12 protein-coding genes and 1 pseudogene are annotated in these 13245 nt (G+C 68.6%); 11 read left to right on the plus strand and 2 right to left on the minus strand.

Annotation, left to right across the window (positions count from 1 at the left end; genetic code table 11):
- Window positions 1-687 precede the first annotated feature (687 nt).
- A pseudogene (locus ACFV9O_RS32510) lies at window positions 688-795 on the minus strand (hypothetical protein); the annotation flags it as partial.
- 354 nt (window positions 796-1149) lie between these two features.
- Between ACFV9O_RS32510 and ACFV9O_RS32515 the strand changes: the two are divergent.
- The 11 genes from ACFV9O_RS32515 (at window position 1150) to ACFV9O_RS32565 (ending at window position 12742) form a co-directional block, all read left to right on the plus strand.
- Window positions 1150-1878 carry a hypothetical protein gene (locus ACFV9O_RS32515; protein ID WP_385424246.1) on the plus strand — a complete coding sequence of 243 codons (729 nt, stop codon included), beginning with the start codon at window positions 1150-1152 and terminating at the stop codon, window positions 1876-1878.
- Window positions 1879-2247: 369 nt separating this feature from the next.
- Window positions 2248-2913: a DEAD/DEAH box helicase family protein gene (locus ACFV9O_RS32520; RefSeq protein ID WP_385424249.1), complete on the plus strand. Its 666-nt coding sequence runs from the start codon at window positions 2248-2250 to the stop codon at window positions 2911-2913.
- A complete protein-coding gene (locus ACFV9O_RS32525) occupies window positions 2910-4694 on the plus strand; it encodes a Helicase associated domain protein (RefSeq protein WP_385424252.1) in 1785 nt (594 codons plus the stop codon). The genes ACFV9O_RS32520 and ACFV9O_RS32525 overlap by 4 nt, the downstream gene beginning before the upstream one ends.
- Window positions 4691-4987 (plus strand): hypothetical protein, encoded by a 297-nt coding sequence (locus ACFV9O_RS32530; protein WP_385424254.1) that lies wholly within the window; start codon window positions 4691-4693, stop codon window positions 4985-4987. Before ACFV9O_RS32525 ends, ACFV9O_RS32530 begins: the two co-directional genes overlap by 4 nt.
- 405 nt (window positions 4988-5392) lie before the next feature.
- Window positions 5393-7258 carry a DNA/RNA non-specific endonuclease gene (locus ACFV9O_RS32535; protein WP_385424256.1) on the plus strand — a complete coding sequence of 622 codons (1866 nt, stop codon included), beginning with the start codon at window positions 5393-5395 and terminating at the stop codon, window positions 7256-7258.
- A 45-nt stretch (window positions 7259-7303) separates the two neighbouring features.
- Complete coding sequence (locus tag ACFV9O_RS32540; RefSeq protein WP_385424258.1) at window positions 7304-7963, plus strand: hypothetical protein; 660 nt, start codon at window positions 7304-7306, stop codon at window positions 7961-7963.
- A gap of 205 nt (window positions 7964-8168) precedes the next feature.
- Complete coding sequence (locus ACFV9O_RS32545) at window positions 8169-8633, plus strand: MarR family winged helix-turn-helix transcriptional regulator (RefSeq protein WP_385424304.1); 465 nt, start codon at window positions 8169-8171, stop codon at window positions 8631-8633.
- Between the two features lie 265 nt (window positions 8634-8898).
- Window positions 8899-9327, plus strand: a complete 429-nt coding sequence (locus ACFV9O_RS32550; protein WP_385424260.1) for a hypothetical protein — start codon at window positions 8899-8901, stop codon at window positions 9325-9327.
- A 36-nt stretch (window positions 9328-9363) separates the two neighbouring features.
- Window positions 9364-9537 carry a hypothetical protein gene (locus ACFV9O_RS32555; protein ID WP_385424263.1) on the plus strand — a complete coding sequence of 58 codons (174 nt, stop codon included), beginning with the start codon at window positions 9364-9366 and terminating at the stop codon, window positions 9535-9537.
- A gap of 561 nt (window positions 9538-10098) precedes the next feature.
- Entirely contained in the window at window positions 10099-11196 is a 1098-nt protein-coding gene (locus ACFV9O_RS32560; protein ID WP_385424265.1) for an IS110 family transposase, read from the plus strand.
- A gap of 85 nt (window positions 11197-11281) precedes the next feature.
- The gene (locus tag ACFV9O_RS32565) at window positions 11282-12742 is read left to right on the plus strand and encodes an IS1380 family transposase (RefSeq protein WP_385424268.1); all 1461 of its coding nucleotides are present in this window, start codon (window positions 11282-11284) and stop codon (window positions 12740-12742) included.
- Between the two features lie 148 nt (window positions 12743-12890).
- Here ACFV9O_RS32565 and ACFV9O_RS32570 read toward each other — a convergent pair whose 3' ends face one another.
- Window positions 12891-13103, minus strand: a complete 213-nt coding sequence (locus ACFV9O_RS32570) for a hypothetical protein (protein ID WP_385424271.1) — start codon at window positions 13101-13103, stop codon at window positions 12891-12893.
- Window positions 13104-13245: the final 142 nt, after the last annotated feature.

Below are 13245 nucleotides of genomic sequence, written 5' to 3' on the forward strand. Positions count from 1 at the left end.
TTCTCTTGTACTTCGTGACTCGACATCTCGAAGCGTGGAGAACGGCCGCCACCGCTGTCTCGGAAAGAACCGCAGATCAGCAGGTCGGGTGACCGGCGACGTTAAACGTCAAGCTGAAACGGTGACCCGCGAAGTCCGGGACTAGAGCAGGCGCCGGAGCCCGCATCATCCGCCGGACACCGTTGTTGTACGTGCTACGCCGGGGCAGTAGCCTCGCTCCCGGTCGTGGTCATGCATGTCCTTTCTTATGAGTTCGCGTTCATCAGGGCACGCGACCGCCACGCCCAACCGGGGAGCCCCTCCGCCGCACCGCGCCCGCCAAAGCATCGGTGCTGCACAGGGGCTCCCCGTTTCGTCGCACCGGGGCTCGCTGGAGCGAGGCCTACCTCTGCACATGACCCGGTACACCGACACTCCGAGGCGGTGGACCTGGCGCCGTCGCGGCGTGGTCAGTTCCTTCTCCAGCGGAAGAAGAGCTGCTCTCCCTGCCCGGCTCCCATCGCGATCGGCCGGCCGGTCAGGACGTAGCCGATGTCGGTGGTTTCTCCCGGCTCGAGCACGGTGAACCCGCCTGGCGTAGAACGGCCCAAGAGCTCGGCCGGTCTCGAATTCCCCGTACAGCAGCATGAAGTCGAGCTGCCAGTACAGCTGCGCACAGCGCCTCAGCAGAGCCGCGCCCAGGCCCCGGCCGCGGGCGTCCTCGGCGACCGCGAGGGCCTTGATCTTGGTGTACTTGAGCATGGCCAGAAGGGCGTGCGTCTCGTAGCCGGCCTCGCTGACGGTCTGGAACACCATGCCCGGCGGGAGGGCGAGGAGCGCACCAACCAGTTCGCCGTCCTGTCCTGTGCGACGAGGGGAAGCGTCAGCGCCAGAGCGGCCTCCTCCATACGCCCGCTGGCGGCTGCGCGTGCCAGGGGTTCGGCCATCGCCCGGTCGACGCCCAGCAGCCCGTCCAGCAGCCACTGTCCGCACGTGCCTGCGGCCACGGCGTCGATATGAGCCTGCTCGACGTCGCCGGTCGCCGCCTGATGGGCCGCGAGCGCGCGGCCCGGACGAGGTGATGTGCAATCCGCTGTGCAACAGCCGTACTCTGCACTCACAACAGCGAACATGTCCCAGATGCCCGCCCCCACTTCTCAGGAGTACACCATGACAACGGCAGCCACCGCAGCCAACAGCATCGAAGCAACAACTGCCCTGCTCCAGGAAGAGCTTCCCCAGCTTGAGAAGCACCAGCAGGCACTCCAGGAGGAGCTTGCTGCCGTTTCGCAGCGTCTGGAATCGGTCCGCGGCGCCTTGACCGCACTGAGCGCCCTGTCGGCCATCACCGTCCCGCAGCCCCGCGCCGCCGAGGCCCCTGCCCCCGCTGACGCCGAAGCGACATCTACGGACTCGGCCTCGAGCGAGCCTGCCACCGACACGAGCCCGGAACCCGAACCGGCCGCGGCCGAAGCTGTTGTGTCTGACGAGCCTGCCGAGCCTGCAGTGGCAACGCAGAAGACAGCACCCGCGCGGAAGGCCCGCAAGACCCGCGCCGGCACCACGAAGAGGGCCTCCGCCAAGCCGGCGGACAAGCCGGTCAAGCGCCGCCCGGCGACAAAGCCCACCGCTGCCAAGGCAGCGAAGAAGACCAAGCAGTCACCGAGCACCACGCCCTCCGAAACTGTTCAGGACACCGCCGGTCTCACCGAGCAGGTGATCGCCGTCCTGGCCCGCAACGCCGACGTCCCGCTGCGCGCCAGGGATGTGGCCAAGGCCCTCGGCCGCGACGACAGCACCGGCAGCATCAACACCGTCCGCAGCACCCTCGACCGCCTCATCGCCACCTCCCGCGCCCACCGCGCCGGCCGGGGGCTCTACCAGGCCCCCGCCGCCTGAACCACACCACCAACAGCGCCGCGCGCGCTGGGGACGATGGGTCCGCTTGTCAGCACAGTCGGGCATCACACGGCGGTCCCTCTCGCGCGGGTGATGACGCGGTGCTTGGCGATCAAGTCTGACGCTGACCGGCGGCGGTGAGAGTCCGCAGCGCTGGCGCAGCGGGCACGATCCCCTGCGGCTACCCCGGCGCGCCCGCCAACGTTGCCAACCACGTCCGCAAGCACCACGGCAAGGAAAGCTGACCCCGGCGCCACGTTTAAACGCCCGCTGCCCGTTGGACAGTCGAGACCGAAGGCTTTCTGCAAGATGACGACGAGGATCCTGCGCCCCCATCAGCGAGAAGCTGTCGATGCCATCGTCCGGGCCATGGACGCACAGGCCCGCACCGGCATGACGGAGCGGGGCGTGCGTACCCAGGTGGTGATGGCGACCGGCAGCGGCAAGACGCTGGTGGCGCAGCGCGCCGCGGAGGCGCTGCGCGCTGCGCGGGTGTTGGTGCTGGTGCCGTCGCTGGACCTCTTGACGCAGACCGCGGCTGCGTGGCGTGAGGGTGGCCGGACGGGCCCGTTGGTCGGGGTGTCCTCCCTACGCGGCGACGAGGCCGGTTTCCCGAGTACCACCGATGCCGAGGAGCTGGGGCTGTGGTGCCGGGGGTTGGAGAAGGTGACCGTGTTCGCGACGTACGCGTCGCTGGGTCTGGGCACGCTGGAGCGTGCCCATCGGGCGGGCCTTGAGGCGTGGTCGCTGATCTGTGTGGACGAGGCGCACCGGACGTCGGGCACGATCGGGAAGCCGTGGTCGGTGGTGCACGACAATCGGCGGGTGCCGGCCGATCGGCGTTTGTATATGACGGCGACGCCGCGGCTGTGGCAGCTCGCGAGAACGGTGAGGGTGTGCGGCCTGGGGAGCTGGTGGCTTCCATGGACGACGATGCGGGCGGGGTGTTCGGGGCGCGCTGTCACACTCTGTCCCTGTCGGATGCGATCGATCGGCGTATCTGTGCCCCATACCAGGTCGTGGTGGTGGAGGTGACCGATCCGGCCTACCAGTCGGCGGTGCTGCGTGGTGTGGATGCGGGCTCGGAGGAGATGCGCGGGGCGCGGCTCGCGGCGCTGCAGACCGCGCTCGTCAAGGCCGCAGCCGAGCAAAATCTGACGCGTACGCTCGTCTTCCATCACCGCATCGCCGAAGCCGAGGCATTTGCGGCCGGCCTGCCTGACGTGGCGGCGAAGCTGCACGCGAGCGACCCGGAGCTGTACCCGAAGACGGTCTGGGCCCAGTGGCTGTCCGGCGACCACAGGCCAGGGCACCGCAAGCGCGTGCTCGACGAGTTCGCCTCCCAGATCGCCCCTGACCGAACGGTGGTGGAGAAGTCGTTCCTCAGCTCGGTGAAGGTCCTCGGCGAGGGCGTGGACACCGCCCAGTGTGATTCGGTGTTCTTCGCCGACGTGCGCGGCTCGATGCCGGATCTGGTGCAGGCCGTGGGCCGGGCCCTGCGCATGCATCCCGGCGAGGACAAGACGGCGTCCCTGGTCGTGCCCGTGCTGCTGGCACCCGGCGAGACGCCGGAGACGATGCTCACCTCCAAGGCCTACGACGGACTTGCCCGCCTGCTGGAGGCACTGCGAGCGCACGATGCCCGCATCGTGGAGCAGCTCGCCGAGCCCCAGGCCCCCAGCCGCTACACGCCCGCCGCCGAGCGCCCCGAGCACGAGGCCGGCATGGGCGAGGTCAGTGCCCGGGCGGCAGGCCTGCTCCAGTTCTCCACCCCCAGGGACCCCGCGCAGCTGGCCGCGTTCGTCGAACTGCGCGTCATCAACCCCGAACGAGAGCACTGGCGGCGCGGCATCGACGCCGCCCTCACCTACACCCGAGCACACGGAGACCTGAAGGTTCCCTACGACTTCACCGTCCCCGACACCGACCACTGGCCCGCGGGCCTGGCCGGGTTCCCGCTCGGCCGGTGGATCGCCGAGGCCCGCCGCGCCTATGGGCAAGGCCGCCTCGACGAGGACCGTATCGAGCAGCTGGACCGGCTCGGCATGATCTGGTCACCCTTCGACGTCGCCTTCGAAGAAGGCCTTACCGCCGCCCGGGCGTGGGCCGGCGAACACGGCCACCTCCTGGCACCCGTCGACGCCACCTGGAACGGCTACCCGGTCGGTGTGTGGCTGAAGAACCAGCGAGCCGCCGCACGCCGCACCGACATCGAGGCACAGGACCGCGAACAGGATCTGCCGCCCGGCGAGACGAGGCAGCGCGACGGCGGTCCGGTCACCGCACTCAGCGACGAACGACGCGAGGCCCTCGACGACATCGACCCCTCCTGGTGCCCGGCCTGGCCACTGGCCTGGCAGCGCTGCTTCCACCTCACCCGGCTCCACGTCCACGCCAGCGGCGCTCTCCCCACCACGCCGGGCAACGTCGTACGCCAGGGTGAGGATCTGGGGCGCTGGGTACGCGCGCAGCAGCTCGGCTGGCACAGGCTCACCACCGTGCAGCAGTGGATGTGCCGGCAGGTCCTCGGAATCGAGCCCGCAGCCAAGAACGAGAAGCCCAAACCGAGGCGCAGCCACCGCGACAAGTGGGCGATCAACCTCGCCGCCGCCACCCAGTTCTGCAACCGCGAAGGGCACCTGCGCGTCCCGCGCAAGCACATCGAAACCATGAGCGTGTCCGTCGACAGCCCTGACAGCCAGGGGCCGCATGAGGTCCGGCTCGGCGTCTGGGTCAGCAATCTGCGCTCCAGAGCGGCATCGCTCACCCCCGAGCAGGTCGAGCAGTTGTCGGGAATCGGCATGCGCTGGACGTGAAGGACGACCAGCTGGACATCCGCACCGTCGAGCGCCACACGGTCCCGCTGCTGGCGGAACTCACCGAGACAATCGAGCGGCTGGAGAACCAGCTGACCACGCTCGCCGAGCAGGCCCCGGTGACCGCGCTGAAGGCCGTGGCCGCGCTGGAGCGCCTCACCACACATGCAGGGCGGGACGCCAACCATGCGGCGGAGGCCAATGAGCTGTCGCGGGAGACGGTCGGGAAGGCGCTCGGACTCAGCCCGGGCAAGGCCCGCTCGCGCCTGACCCGCTACCGCCTCCGCCGTTGAGGCCGGGGCAGGTGCGCTGGCCGGGCCCGGAGGACCGGCCAGGGGTGCGGGCCGCGAGCAGCAGTGTCGCTTACAGGGCAGGCTCGTAGGTGACGAGCATGCCCGTACATCCTTCCCCGGCGTGACCTGCTGGGCGCGCCTGGCGGAACGTTTGGGCAGTGCTCTCTGGGTTTCCACCCCCTAGACTCCACGGAGTACGGAAAGTCATGCTCTGATCACTTCTGGTGCCGATGGGGTGGCTGTGGCTGCTGCTGCCTGCCTGCAGCCTGCGGGCCACAACGACGGCACGCCGCTCAGCGCCGTCCGGTCCCAGGATCTCTCGAACGGTTATCCGCTCCGGTCGCCTCCGGGGCGGCGACATCCTCTGTCCCCACGCCGGCACCTCCTTTGTGAAGGGACCCATTCGTGGTTGCCAAGAAGAAGTCCGCGACGTCCAAGGCCGTCTCCGAGCAGGACAAACGTGTCGCCTCACTGAGGCAGTTCATCCGGACGAAGGGCCCGAGCTACCTCGCCGATCCGAACGTGACCTCTATCGGCATCGGCTACCGGCAAAAGGACGATGAGACGGTCAAGGAGCTTACGCTGCAGTTCACGGTGGATGTGAAGACCTCCGAACCCGAGGTATTGGAGGCGCTGGGAACCACCGAGCTGCCGGAGGCGATCGAGGTGGACGGCGTCGAGGTCCCCACCGACGTCATCCAGCGCAGCTATACGACGCAGTTTCGTGTCGTCGCCGAGGCGCAGAGCCCGATCCGCAAGCAACGTCTCGACCCGATCCTGCCCGGGGCGAGTGTCGGGCATGTCGAGGTCTCGGCCGGCACCATCGGCTGCATCGTCTTCGACAGGAACGACGCAACCCCCTACGTCCTGAGCAACTGGCACGTGCTGCACGGCCCGGACGGCGCCCTGGGCGAGACGGTCGTGCAGCCCGGCCCGCACGACGACAACCGCATCACCCTCAACCGCCTCGGCATCCTAAAGCGCTCCCACCTCGGTATGGCAGGGGACTGCGCGGTGGCGACGATCGAGGACCGCCAGTTCAGCAGGGAGATCCTCGAACTCGGCGTCGCGCCGGAGGACCTGGGCGAGCCGGAACTCGGCGACAAGGTCATCAAAAGCGGCCGCACCACGGGGGTCACCCACGGCGTGGTCCGGCGCATCGACACCCTCGCCAAGATCGACTACGGCGAGGGTGTCGGCGAGCAGATCATCGGCTGCTTCGAGATCGGCATCGACCCGGACAACCCGCCCGCCGACGACGAGGTCAGCCGAGGCGGCGACTCCGGTTCGGTCTGGATGTTCAAAGCCGGCAACGGCCGCCCCAGCAAGGTCCTGGCCGGCCTTCACTTCGGCGGTGAGAGCGGCGACAACCCGGACGAGCACGCGCTGGCCTGCCTGCCGCGCTCGGTCTTCGAGAAGCTCGAGATCAGCCTCACGCCCCCGTCCGTTGAAGAAGCCGAGCTCATCAAGGGATACGACACCGGCTTCCTGGCAAAGCGGATCGACGTCCCGCAGCTCAACGCAGCCATCAAGGACGACGCCGTCCAGCACGGCGGCTCCGAGGTCATCCCCTACACACACTTCTCGCTTGCCCTGAGCGCGTCACGGTGCTTCGCGTTCTGGGTGGCCTGGAACATCGACGGCGCCTCACTCAAGCGACTCAGCCGCAACGGCATCAAGTTCGTCAAAGACCCACGCATCGACGACGACGTCCAGATCGGCAACGAGCTGTATGAGGCCAACCGGCTCGACCGCGGACACATCGCCCGCCGCGCCGACCTGCTCTGGGGCCCTCCCGCCGAGGCCAAGCAAGCCAACCTGGACTCGTTCTTCTACACCAACATCACCCCGCAGATGGACGACTTCAACCAGAGCAGCAAGGGCGGACTGTGGGGACAACTCGAGGACGCCGTCTTCGCCGACGTCGAAGTCGACGACCTGAAAGTGAGCGCGTTCGGCGGGCCGGTCTTCCAGGAAGACGACCGCCTCTTCCGCAACGTCCAGCTCCCCCGCGAGTACTGGAAAGTCATCGCATTCTCCGAGAACGGCGAACTCAAGGCCAAAGCCTTCCTACTCACCCAGAACCTCAACCAGCTCGAAGCCCTCGAACTCGACGAGTTCCGCGTCTTCCAGGTCAACCTCAACGAGATCGAGGAACGCGGCCACCTCCGCTTCCCCGCCGCCCTGCGCAAGGCAGACACACTCGCCCTGCCCGAAACACTCACCGAGCGGCAACCACTCGACAGCCTCACCGACATCCACTGGCACTAAATCCCGAACCGTGCCCGAGACCGTGAGCAGCACACGATCCCGGGCATGCACGACAGGCAACCGCCCCGCGGACGCCGCCCCGTTGAAGACCCGCCCGTGCGGGTCTCCAACCCCAGGCCATCCGGCGAAGAGGAAGCATCTGCTCGGAGTACGCGATGCCCTGACGGCCCGCTCGTCCCCGCGGGCGACGAGGCTTTCCCGGTCGTCCTGCGCGAGATCGCCGTCCGGGCCATCACCACGCTCGTGTTCCCAGAGATTCTCCCGGATGCCGGGCAGGGGACGGGCCAGCACACCATCCGCGACACGGGGCGGTTCTGGCCGGTCGTGAGGGGAACGCTCCAGGAGTCTGCGCGGAGCCAGGTCACCGCGAAGACCGCCGGAGCCCGCGCGCGTCTGTGGTCGGCAGCGGTCGCCCAGCTGTTCCTGCACCGCGGCAATATCCTGTCCACGCTGGGACTGTTCGGTGTTGCGGAGACCAAAGAGGGATCCGGACAGGACCCCAGGTCGCTCAAGGAACTGCTCCTCGGAGCGGAGGCTGGCGATGCGACAGCGCGGGCCGCTCTGGTCCAGCGGATGGTGCCAGCGCTCATGCACGCCCCGGAGCCTTTCATCACGCCCGGCCAGGGAAGCGAAGCGGGTGAGGGCAAGGGTGCAGCGGGTCTCCCACCGGTCACCTGCGCCAGGGCCGAGGAGCCCGGATCGTAGGGCAAACCGCTCGCGGCTGTCTGGGACGACATGGCGAAACCGCCGATCACGCCTCCTCCTCCACCACCGCGGCCCCCGGCCCTGCGAACCGTGCTCCCGCTATGGACTGAACCTCCCCCATCATTGAGAATCCTCTATCATCGATATCATTAGATGATCCAACTCAGGTAACAGTTTCCAAACTGATACAATAAGTGGGGTGACAATGAATGCGGACCTGACCGACACCCTCGAGGCGGACCCCCTCGACCGGCTCGGCTTTCTGCTCGCCCGGCACGGCGCCATCGCCTACGCCCGCATGGAGCACGCCTTCACACTGTGCGGACTGACGCCGCGCCAAGGCACGACGCTGATGCTGCTGGGCAAGTCGGGGCACATGAGCCAGAAGGGCATGGCGGGGGCTCTGGAGGTGGATCCCAGCATCCTGTGCGGGATCCTCAACGACCTGGAGGCCACGCACTTCGTCGAGCGCCGGCGCGATCCGGCGGACCGGCGCCGTCACATCGTGGCGCTCACCGAAGAAGGCGACCGCGTCCTAGCGAAGGCCCAGGAAGCCATCACGAAGGTGGAGCAGGAGCTCTTCGCCGACTTCACCCCCGAGGAGCTCTCGACACTCCGGAAGCTCCTGGCCCGGGTGAGGACATCCAAGAGCGACACCGTCTGCACCTGACCGACCCGCCAGCAGGCGATTTGGGGCCACGGGACATTCCCGTGGCCCCTTGTCATGCCACCCCTTTCTGGGTAATCACGACATTTCAGGCAGCTTCGTCCCGATGAGTCGACAGTCACATCCGTTCTTTTATTGATCTGCCTCAACGATCTGATAGCGTCAACGCATGACGTTGCTCAGCCGTATCGGCCACGAGCCCCACGGCACAGCACGTCGACCGTTCGTCGCCCCCTCGACAAGTCGGGCGAAGCAAGGAGCCAGAACCATGAAGAAGCTGATAACCCGCGTCGCCCTCGCAGCAGCCACCGCGACGATGACCGCAAGCGCGCTCGTCGCCGTCGCCGGACCCGCTTCGGCGGCCGCCCTGCCCACGGCTCAGCACGGCGGTCACCACCCCGGCACCGCCGTCGTTGCCGTGGCGGAGCGCGGCGGCCTCTTCCACATCGGCCAGGGCTGGTCCCTCTCGGACGGGCACCGTGAATGGCACGGCGAGCGGGACGGGTCGGGCCACTCGTACTGGCGCTCCGGCGACAACGGTCACCAGCTCCGCTACGACGGCCACCGCGTCTACCACTGGACCGACGGACGCTGGGCCACCGTCACCCAGGCGAACGAGCACGCCTACGACTTCGACCGCTGGCACTTCGACCAGCTCTGGACCATCCGCGCCATCGAGGACCCCCGCGGCATCTGAGCCGGACCCGCTCGAAAACACCCCCAGGAGAACACCATGAAGCAGTCGATCCGCACCCCTAAGACCCTCCGCCGCCTTCGTCCTGTCACAGACTTCGGTACCGGCCGCCACCGTGGACAGCCAGCCTTCGAGCGCCCCTCCGCCCTGGACACGCCCGGGAACGGCCGCCACCGCCGTGCCGAACTCCTCGCCCTTCCCGCGTCCGCATGACCGCCCTCGTATGACCCACCCACGCGAGGCCGATGACCCGATGAGCCCCTGCTGCGCACGCTCGGTGCCGCGAAGCACCGATGCCCCCGACGCGCCGCGGCGGCGGCCGACCGTGTGAACCACGCCGCCAACCGCCGCCTGCGAACCGAGTGATACGGGCACACCATCGCCTGGCCGGCCGGCGCCCCGCCGAGCGTCACGCCCCCCGAAGGGCGCGCGCCTCCGTCTCCGTCTCCACAGCGGGAGCGGACCCGGGCAGCGGCCGCCCCGCCAACTCCGTCATGAACCGCGGCGCCGCCGATGATCGCGGCCGCCATCATGTAGTCAGTCATCCCGCGGCCTGTCGGCCGCACCCCGGTGCCGGGAAAATGGGGCGGGGTGCCCGTCCGGAGGACGTCGTTTGTGCTTGGTGCGAGTGAGCCCGATAGTCAGTCGGACGCGGGGGCCGTGCGCAGGAATCCAATGTTGTTGCCATGAGCACGCAAGAGAGCGTCTTTGCATCCTGTGGCCCTGGAAGGGCGGGCACCCGTCGCGGGTCGACTCACGGGGAGGGGCACTGTCGTGGACGTGGTGGAAGAGCGGTGCGCAGGCATCGACTTGAGCAAGGCGGATGCCAAGGTTTGCATCCGGCTGCCGGGCTCGGGGAAGCGGGCGCGGCGTGAGGTGCGAACGTTCTCCACGATGAGCGACGGCCTGTTGGAACTGCGGGACTGGCTGGTGGAGAACCAGATCACCCGGGTGGGCATGGAGGCGACCGCGTCGTACTGGAAGCCCCTGTTCTACCTGCTGGAGGCCACCGAAGGGATCGAGCCATGGTTACTGAACGCCCAGCACATCAAGACCGTCCCGGGCCGCAAGACCGACGTGAAGGACTGCGAGTGGATCTGCCGCCTGGTCGAGTACGGCCTGGTCCGGCCCAGCTTCGTGCCACCGCGTGACATCCGCCAACTTCGTGACCTGACCCGGTACCGCACCGAGACCACCCGCGACCGGGTCCGCGACGTCAACCGGCTCGCGATGTTCCTTGAAGACGCCGGGATCAAGCTCAGCTCGGTCGTCAGCGACATCACCGGCCGCTCCGCCCGGGCCATGCTGGACGCCCTGGTCGCGGGCGAGCGCGACCCGCAGGTGCTGGCGGATCTCGCCCTGGGCAGCCTGCAGGGCAAGGTGCCCCTGCTGACCCGGGCGCTGACCGGCAGCTTCAGCGAGCACCACGCGTTCATGGTCGCCTCGATGCTCCGCGCGATCGACGAGGCCGACGCACGGATCACCCGCCTGAGCGAGGAGATCAACCGGCAACTGCTGCCCCTGCGTGCGCAGGTCGAGCTCCTGATCACCATCCCCGGGATCAGCCTGACCCTGGCCCAGATCCTGATCGCCGAGGTCGGGGTGGACATGGGCCGCTTCGCCACCGCCGGACACCTCGCGTCCTGGGCCGGGATGTGCCCAGGCAACAAGGAGTCGGCCGGCAAGCGGCTGTCCGGCCGCACCCGCCACGGGGACACCTGGCTCAAGACCGCCCTGTTCATGGCCGGCGCCACCGCCGCCCGAAGCAAGGGCACCTACCTCGGCGCCCAGTACCGACGACTCGTCCCCCACCGCGGCGCCAAGCGCGCCACCGTCGCGGTCGGCATGAATTCAGCTGTGACGGTCACCTGACGCACCAACAGGAGAAGGGTGCCTCCCACCTGCAATGATCTGATTGCTGAGATCAAAACCGTCGCAGAGAAGAGGCACCCAACAGGTGCAGGCTACCGAATGGGATCACCGGCTCGCCGTGCGGGCCGACGGCAAGAACCTGATCGGTCACGCGGGGGTGGTGCTGCTGCGGAAGGTCGCCGACCGCACCGGGCTGACCCGCGCCCTGGGCGCCGCGCTGCCGAAGGGCACCGGGCCGGGCTGGCGGGACCGCGGGATGGCGCTGGTCCAGCTGGCCTGCGCCATCGTGCTCGGCGCGACGAACGTCCTGGAGGCCGAGCAGCTTCAGTACCACTGGCGGGCGGTGTTCGGACGGCCGGTCTCGGACCGCACCCTGCGCCGCGCCCTGGCGGCGATCGACGCCCCGGTCGCGGCCCGGATCGAGCGCGCCCGCGCCGCGATACGTCGAGTGGTGTGGATGCTACTCGCCCTGCGTCCCGGCGGCTTCCCCTGGATCTCGGTGTGCGGCCGGGAGGTGACCGGCTGGTACGTCCTCGATTTGGACGCGACCATCGTCACCTGCACCAGCCGGAAGGAAGGCGCGGCGGGCACCTTCAAGGGCAGCTTCGGCCACATGCCGCTGGGGGCGTGGGTGGCCAACACCCGCGAGTGCGTCGCCATGCTGCTGCGGCCCGGCAATGCGCCGCCCAACGACGTCGCCGACCACAAGAGCGTTCTGGCCGCCGCGCTGCGGCAGCTCCCGCTGCCGTTGTGGTCGAAGCTGCTGGTCCGGGTCGACGGTGCGGCCTTCAGCCACGAGGTCCTCGACCACCTTCAGACGCTGACCACCAGCCGGCGCCGGGTGCGCTGGGTGACCGGCTGGGCGATCAACGAGCCGGACGAGCAGGCCATCGCGCTGCTGCCCGAGAAGGCGTGGACGGCCGCGCTGCGACAGGATGGCGGGGTCCACGAGATCAAGGGGCCCGACGGCGAGTGGCTGACCTACCAGGTCGCCGAGCTGACCGGGGTCCGTGACCTGACCGGCTGGCCCGAGGGGATGCGGCTGATCGTGCGCCGGGTCAAGCCCTCGCGGCGGGATGCGAAGAAGCTGACCGCCTTCGAGAAGCGCACCGGCTGGCGCTATCAGATCATCGCCACGAACATCCCCGCTCACCAGGGACTTTCCGGGGCTCCCGGCTCCGGGCAGGTGTGGTTCGTCGACGCCCTCTACCGTGATCACGCCGAGGTCGAGGACCGGGTGAAAGCGATCAAACGGGTCGGCCTCGGACTGCTGCCCTCGAAGTCCTGGCAGCTGAACGCCGCCTGGGTGCTGGCCGCCACGATCGCCACCGACCTCGACGCATGGACCCGGCTCCTCCTCCTGCACGACGAGCCCGAACTCGCCGCCGCGCAGCCGGAGACGATCCGCATAAAGCTGTACCACCTGCCGGGCCGGCTCACCGCCCACGCCCGCAGGCGCACCCTGCACCTCGACCGCACCTGGCCCTGGACACGCGCATTCACCACCGCCTGGCAGCGGGCCCACCAGCTCCCGGCCCTCACCTGACGGCAGTCCGGCACCCCGACAACACTGGAAAGGAGGGCACCGCACCATCCTCGGGCCCGTGGAACCCGACGCCCCGCAGCGTCACGCGACGGCCAGTCCCGACACGGCACGGGACATATCAGGCAGCCAGCCGCTCACAACGCCGCCGTCAGCCCTCGGAAGAATCGAGGCTGACGGGGCGAGCTGCGCCGCCGTCCGGCCTGCGACGGTTATAGAAATTCGACCGTGAATGAGGCGGCGCAGCAGAGGTCTCGGGCTGGGGCTCGGCAGCTTCCTTGTACGAGACGTGGCCGATCGCGCGGAAGGCCTTGTCCAGGCCCTGCTCGACGGCCTGGACGGCCTCGCTGGCTTCATAACTCACGAACCGCCCTCTCAACTCAGTTCAAGCAGGCCAACATCGATCAATATGCCCCGCGAAGCACCTCGTCTAGACCTGACCGAACTTCCACATCGGCGAAATGGTCATGAATGCGACGATCCACTCTCCCCTGCTTGAGAAGAAC

Source organism: Streptomyces sp. NPDC059909 (genome assembly GCF_042730885.1).
Classification (GTDB): Bacteria; Actinomycetota; Actinomycetes; order Streptomycetales; family Streptomycetaceae; genus Streptomyces.

Excerpts from the sequence above, each read along its gene's own strand:
- ACFV9O_RS32515 (WP_385424246.1), top strand. The coding sequence starts at position 1,150 with ATGACAACGGCAGCCACCGCAGCCAACAGCATCGAAGCAACAACTGCC.
- ACFV9O_RS32520 (WP_385424249.1), top strand. The coding sequence starts at position 2,248 with ATGGACGCACAGGCCCGCACCGGCATGACGGAGCGGGGCGTGCGTACC.
- ACFV9O_RS32540 (WP_385424258.1), top strand. The coding sequence starts at position 7,304 with ATGCACGACAGGCAACCGCCCCGCGGACGCCGCCCCGTTGAAGACCCG.
- ACFV9O_RS32545 (WP_385424304.1), top strand. The coding sequence starts at position 8,169 with ATGAATGCGGACCTGACCGACACCCTCGAGGCGGACCCCCTCGACCGG.
- ACFV9O_RS32550 (WP_385424260.1), top strand. The coding sequence starts at position 8,899 with ATGAAGAAGCTGATAACCCGCGTCGCCCTCGCAGCAGCCACCGCGACG.
- ACFV9O_RS32555 (WP_385424263.1), top strand. The coding sequence starts at position 9,364 with ATGAAGCAGTCGATCCGCACCCCTAAGACCCTCCGCCGCCTTCGTCCT.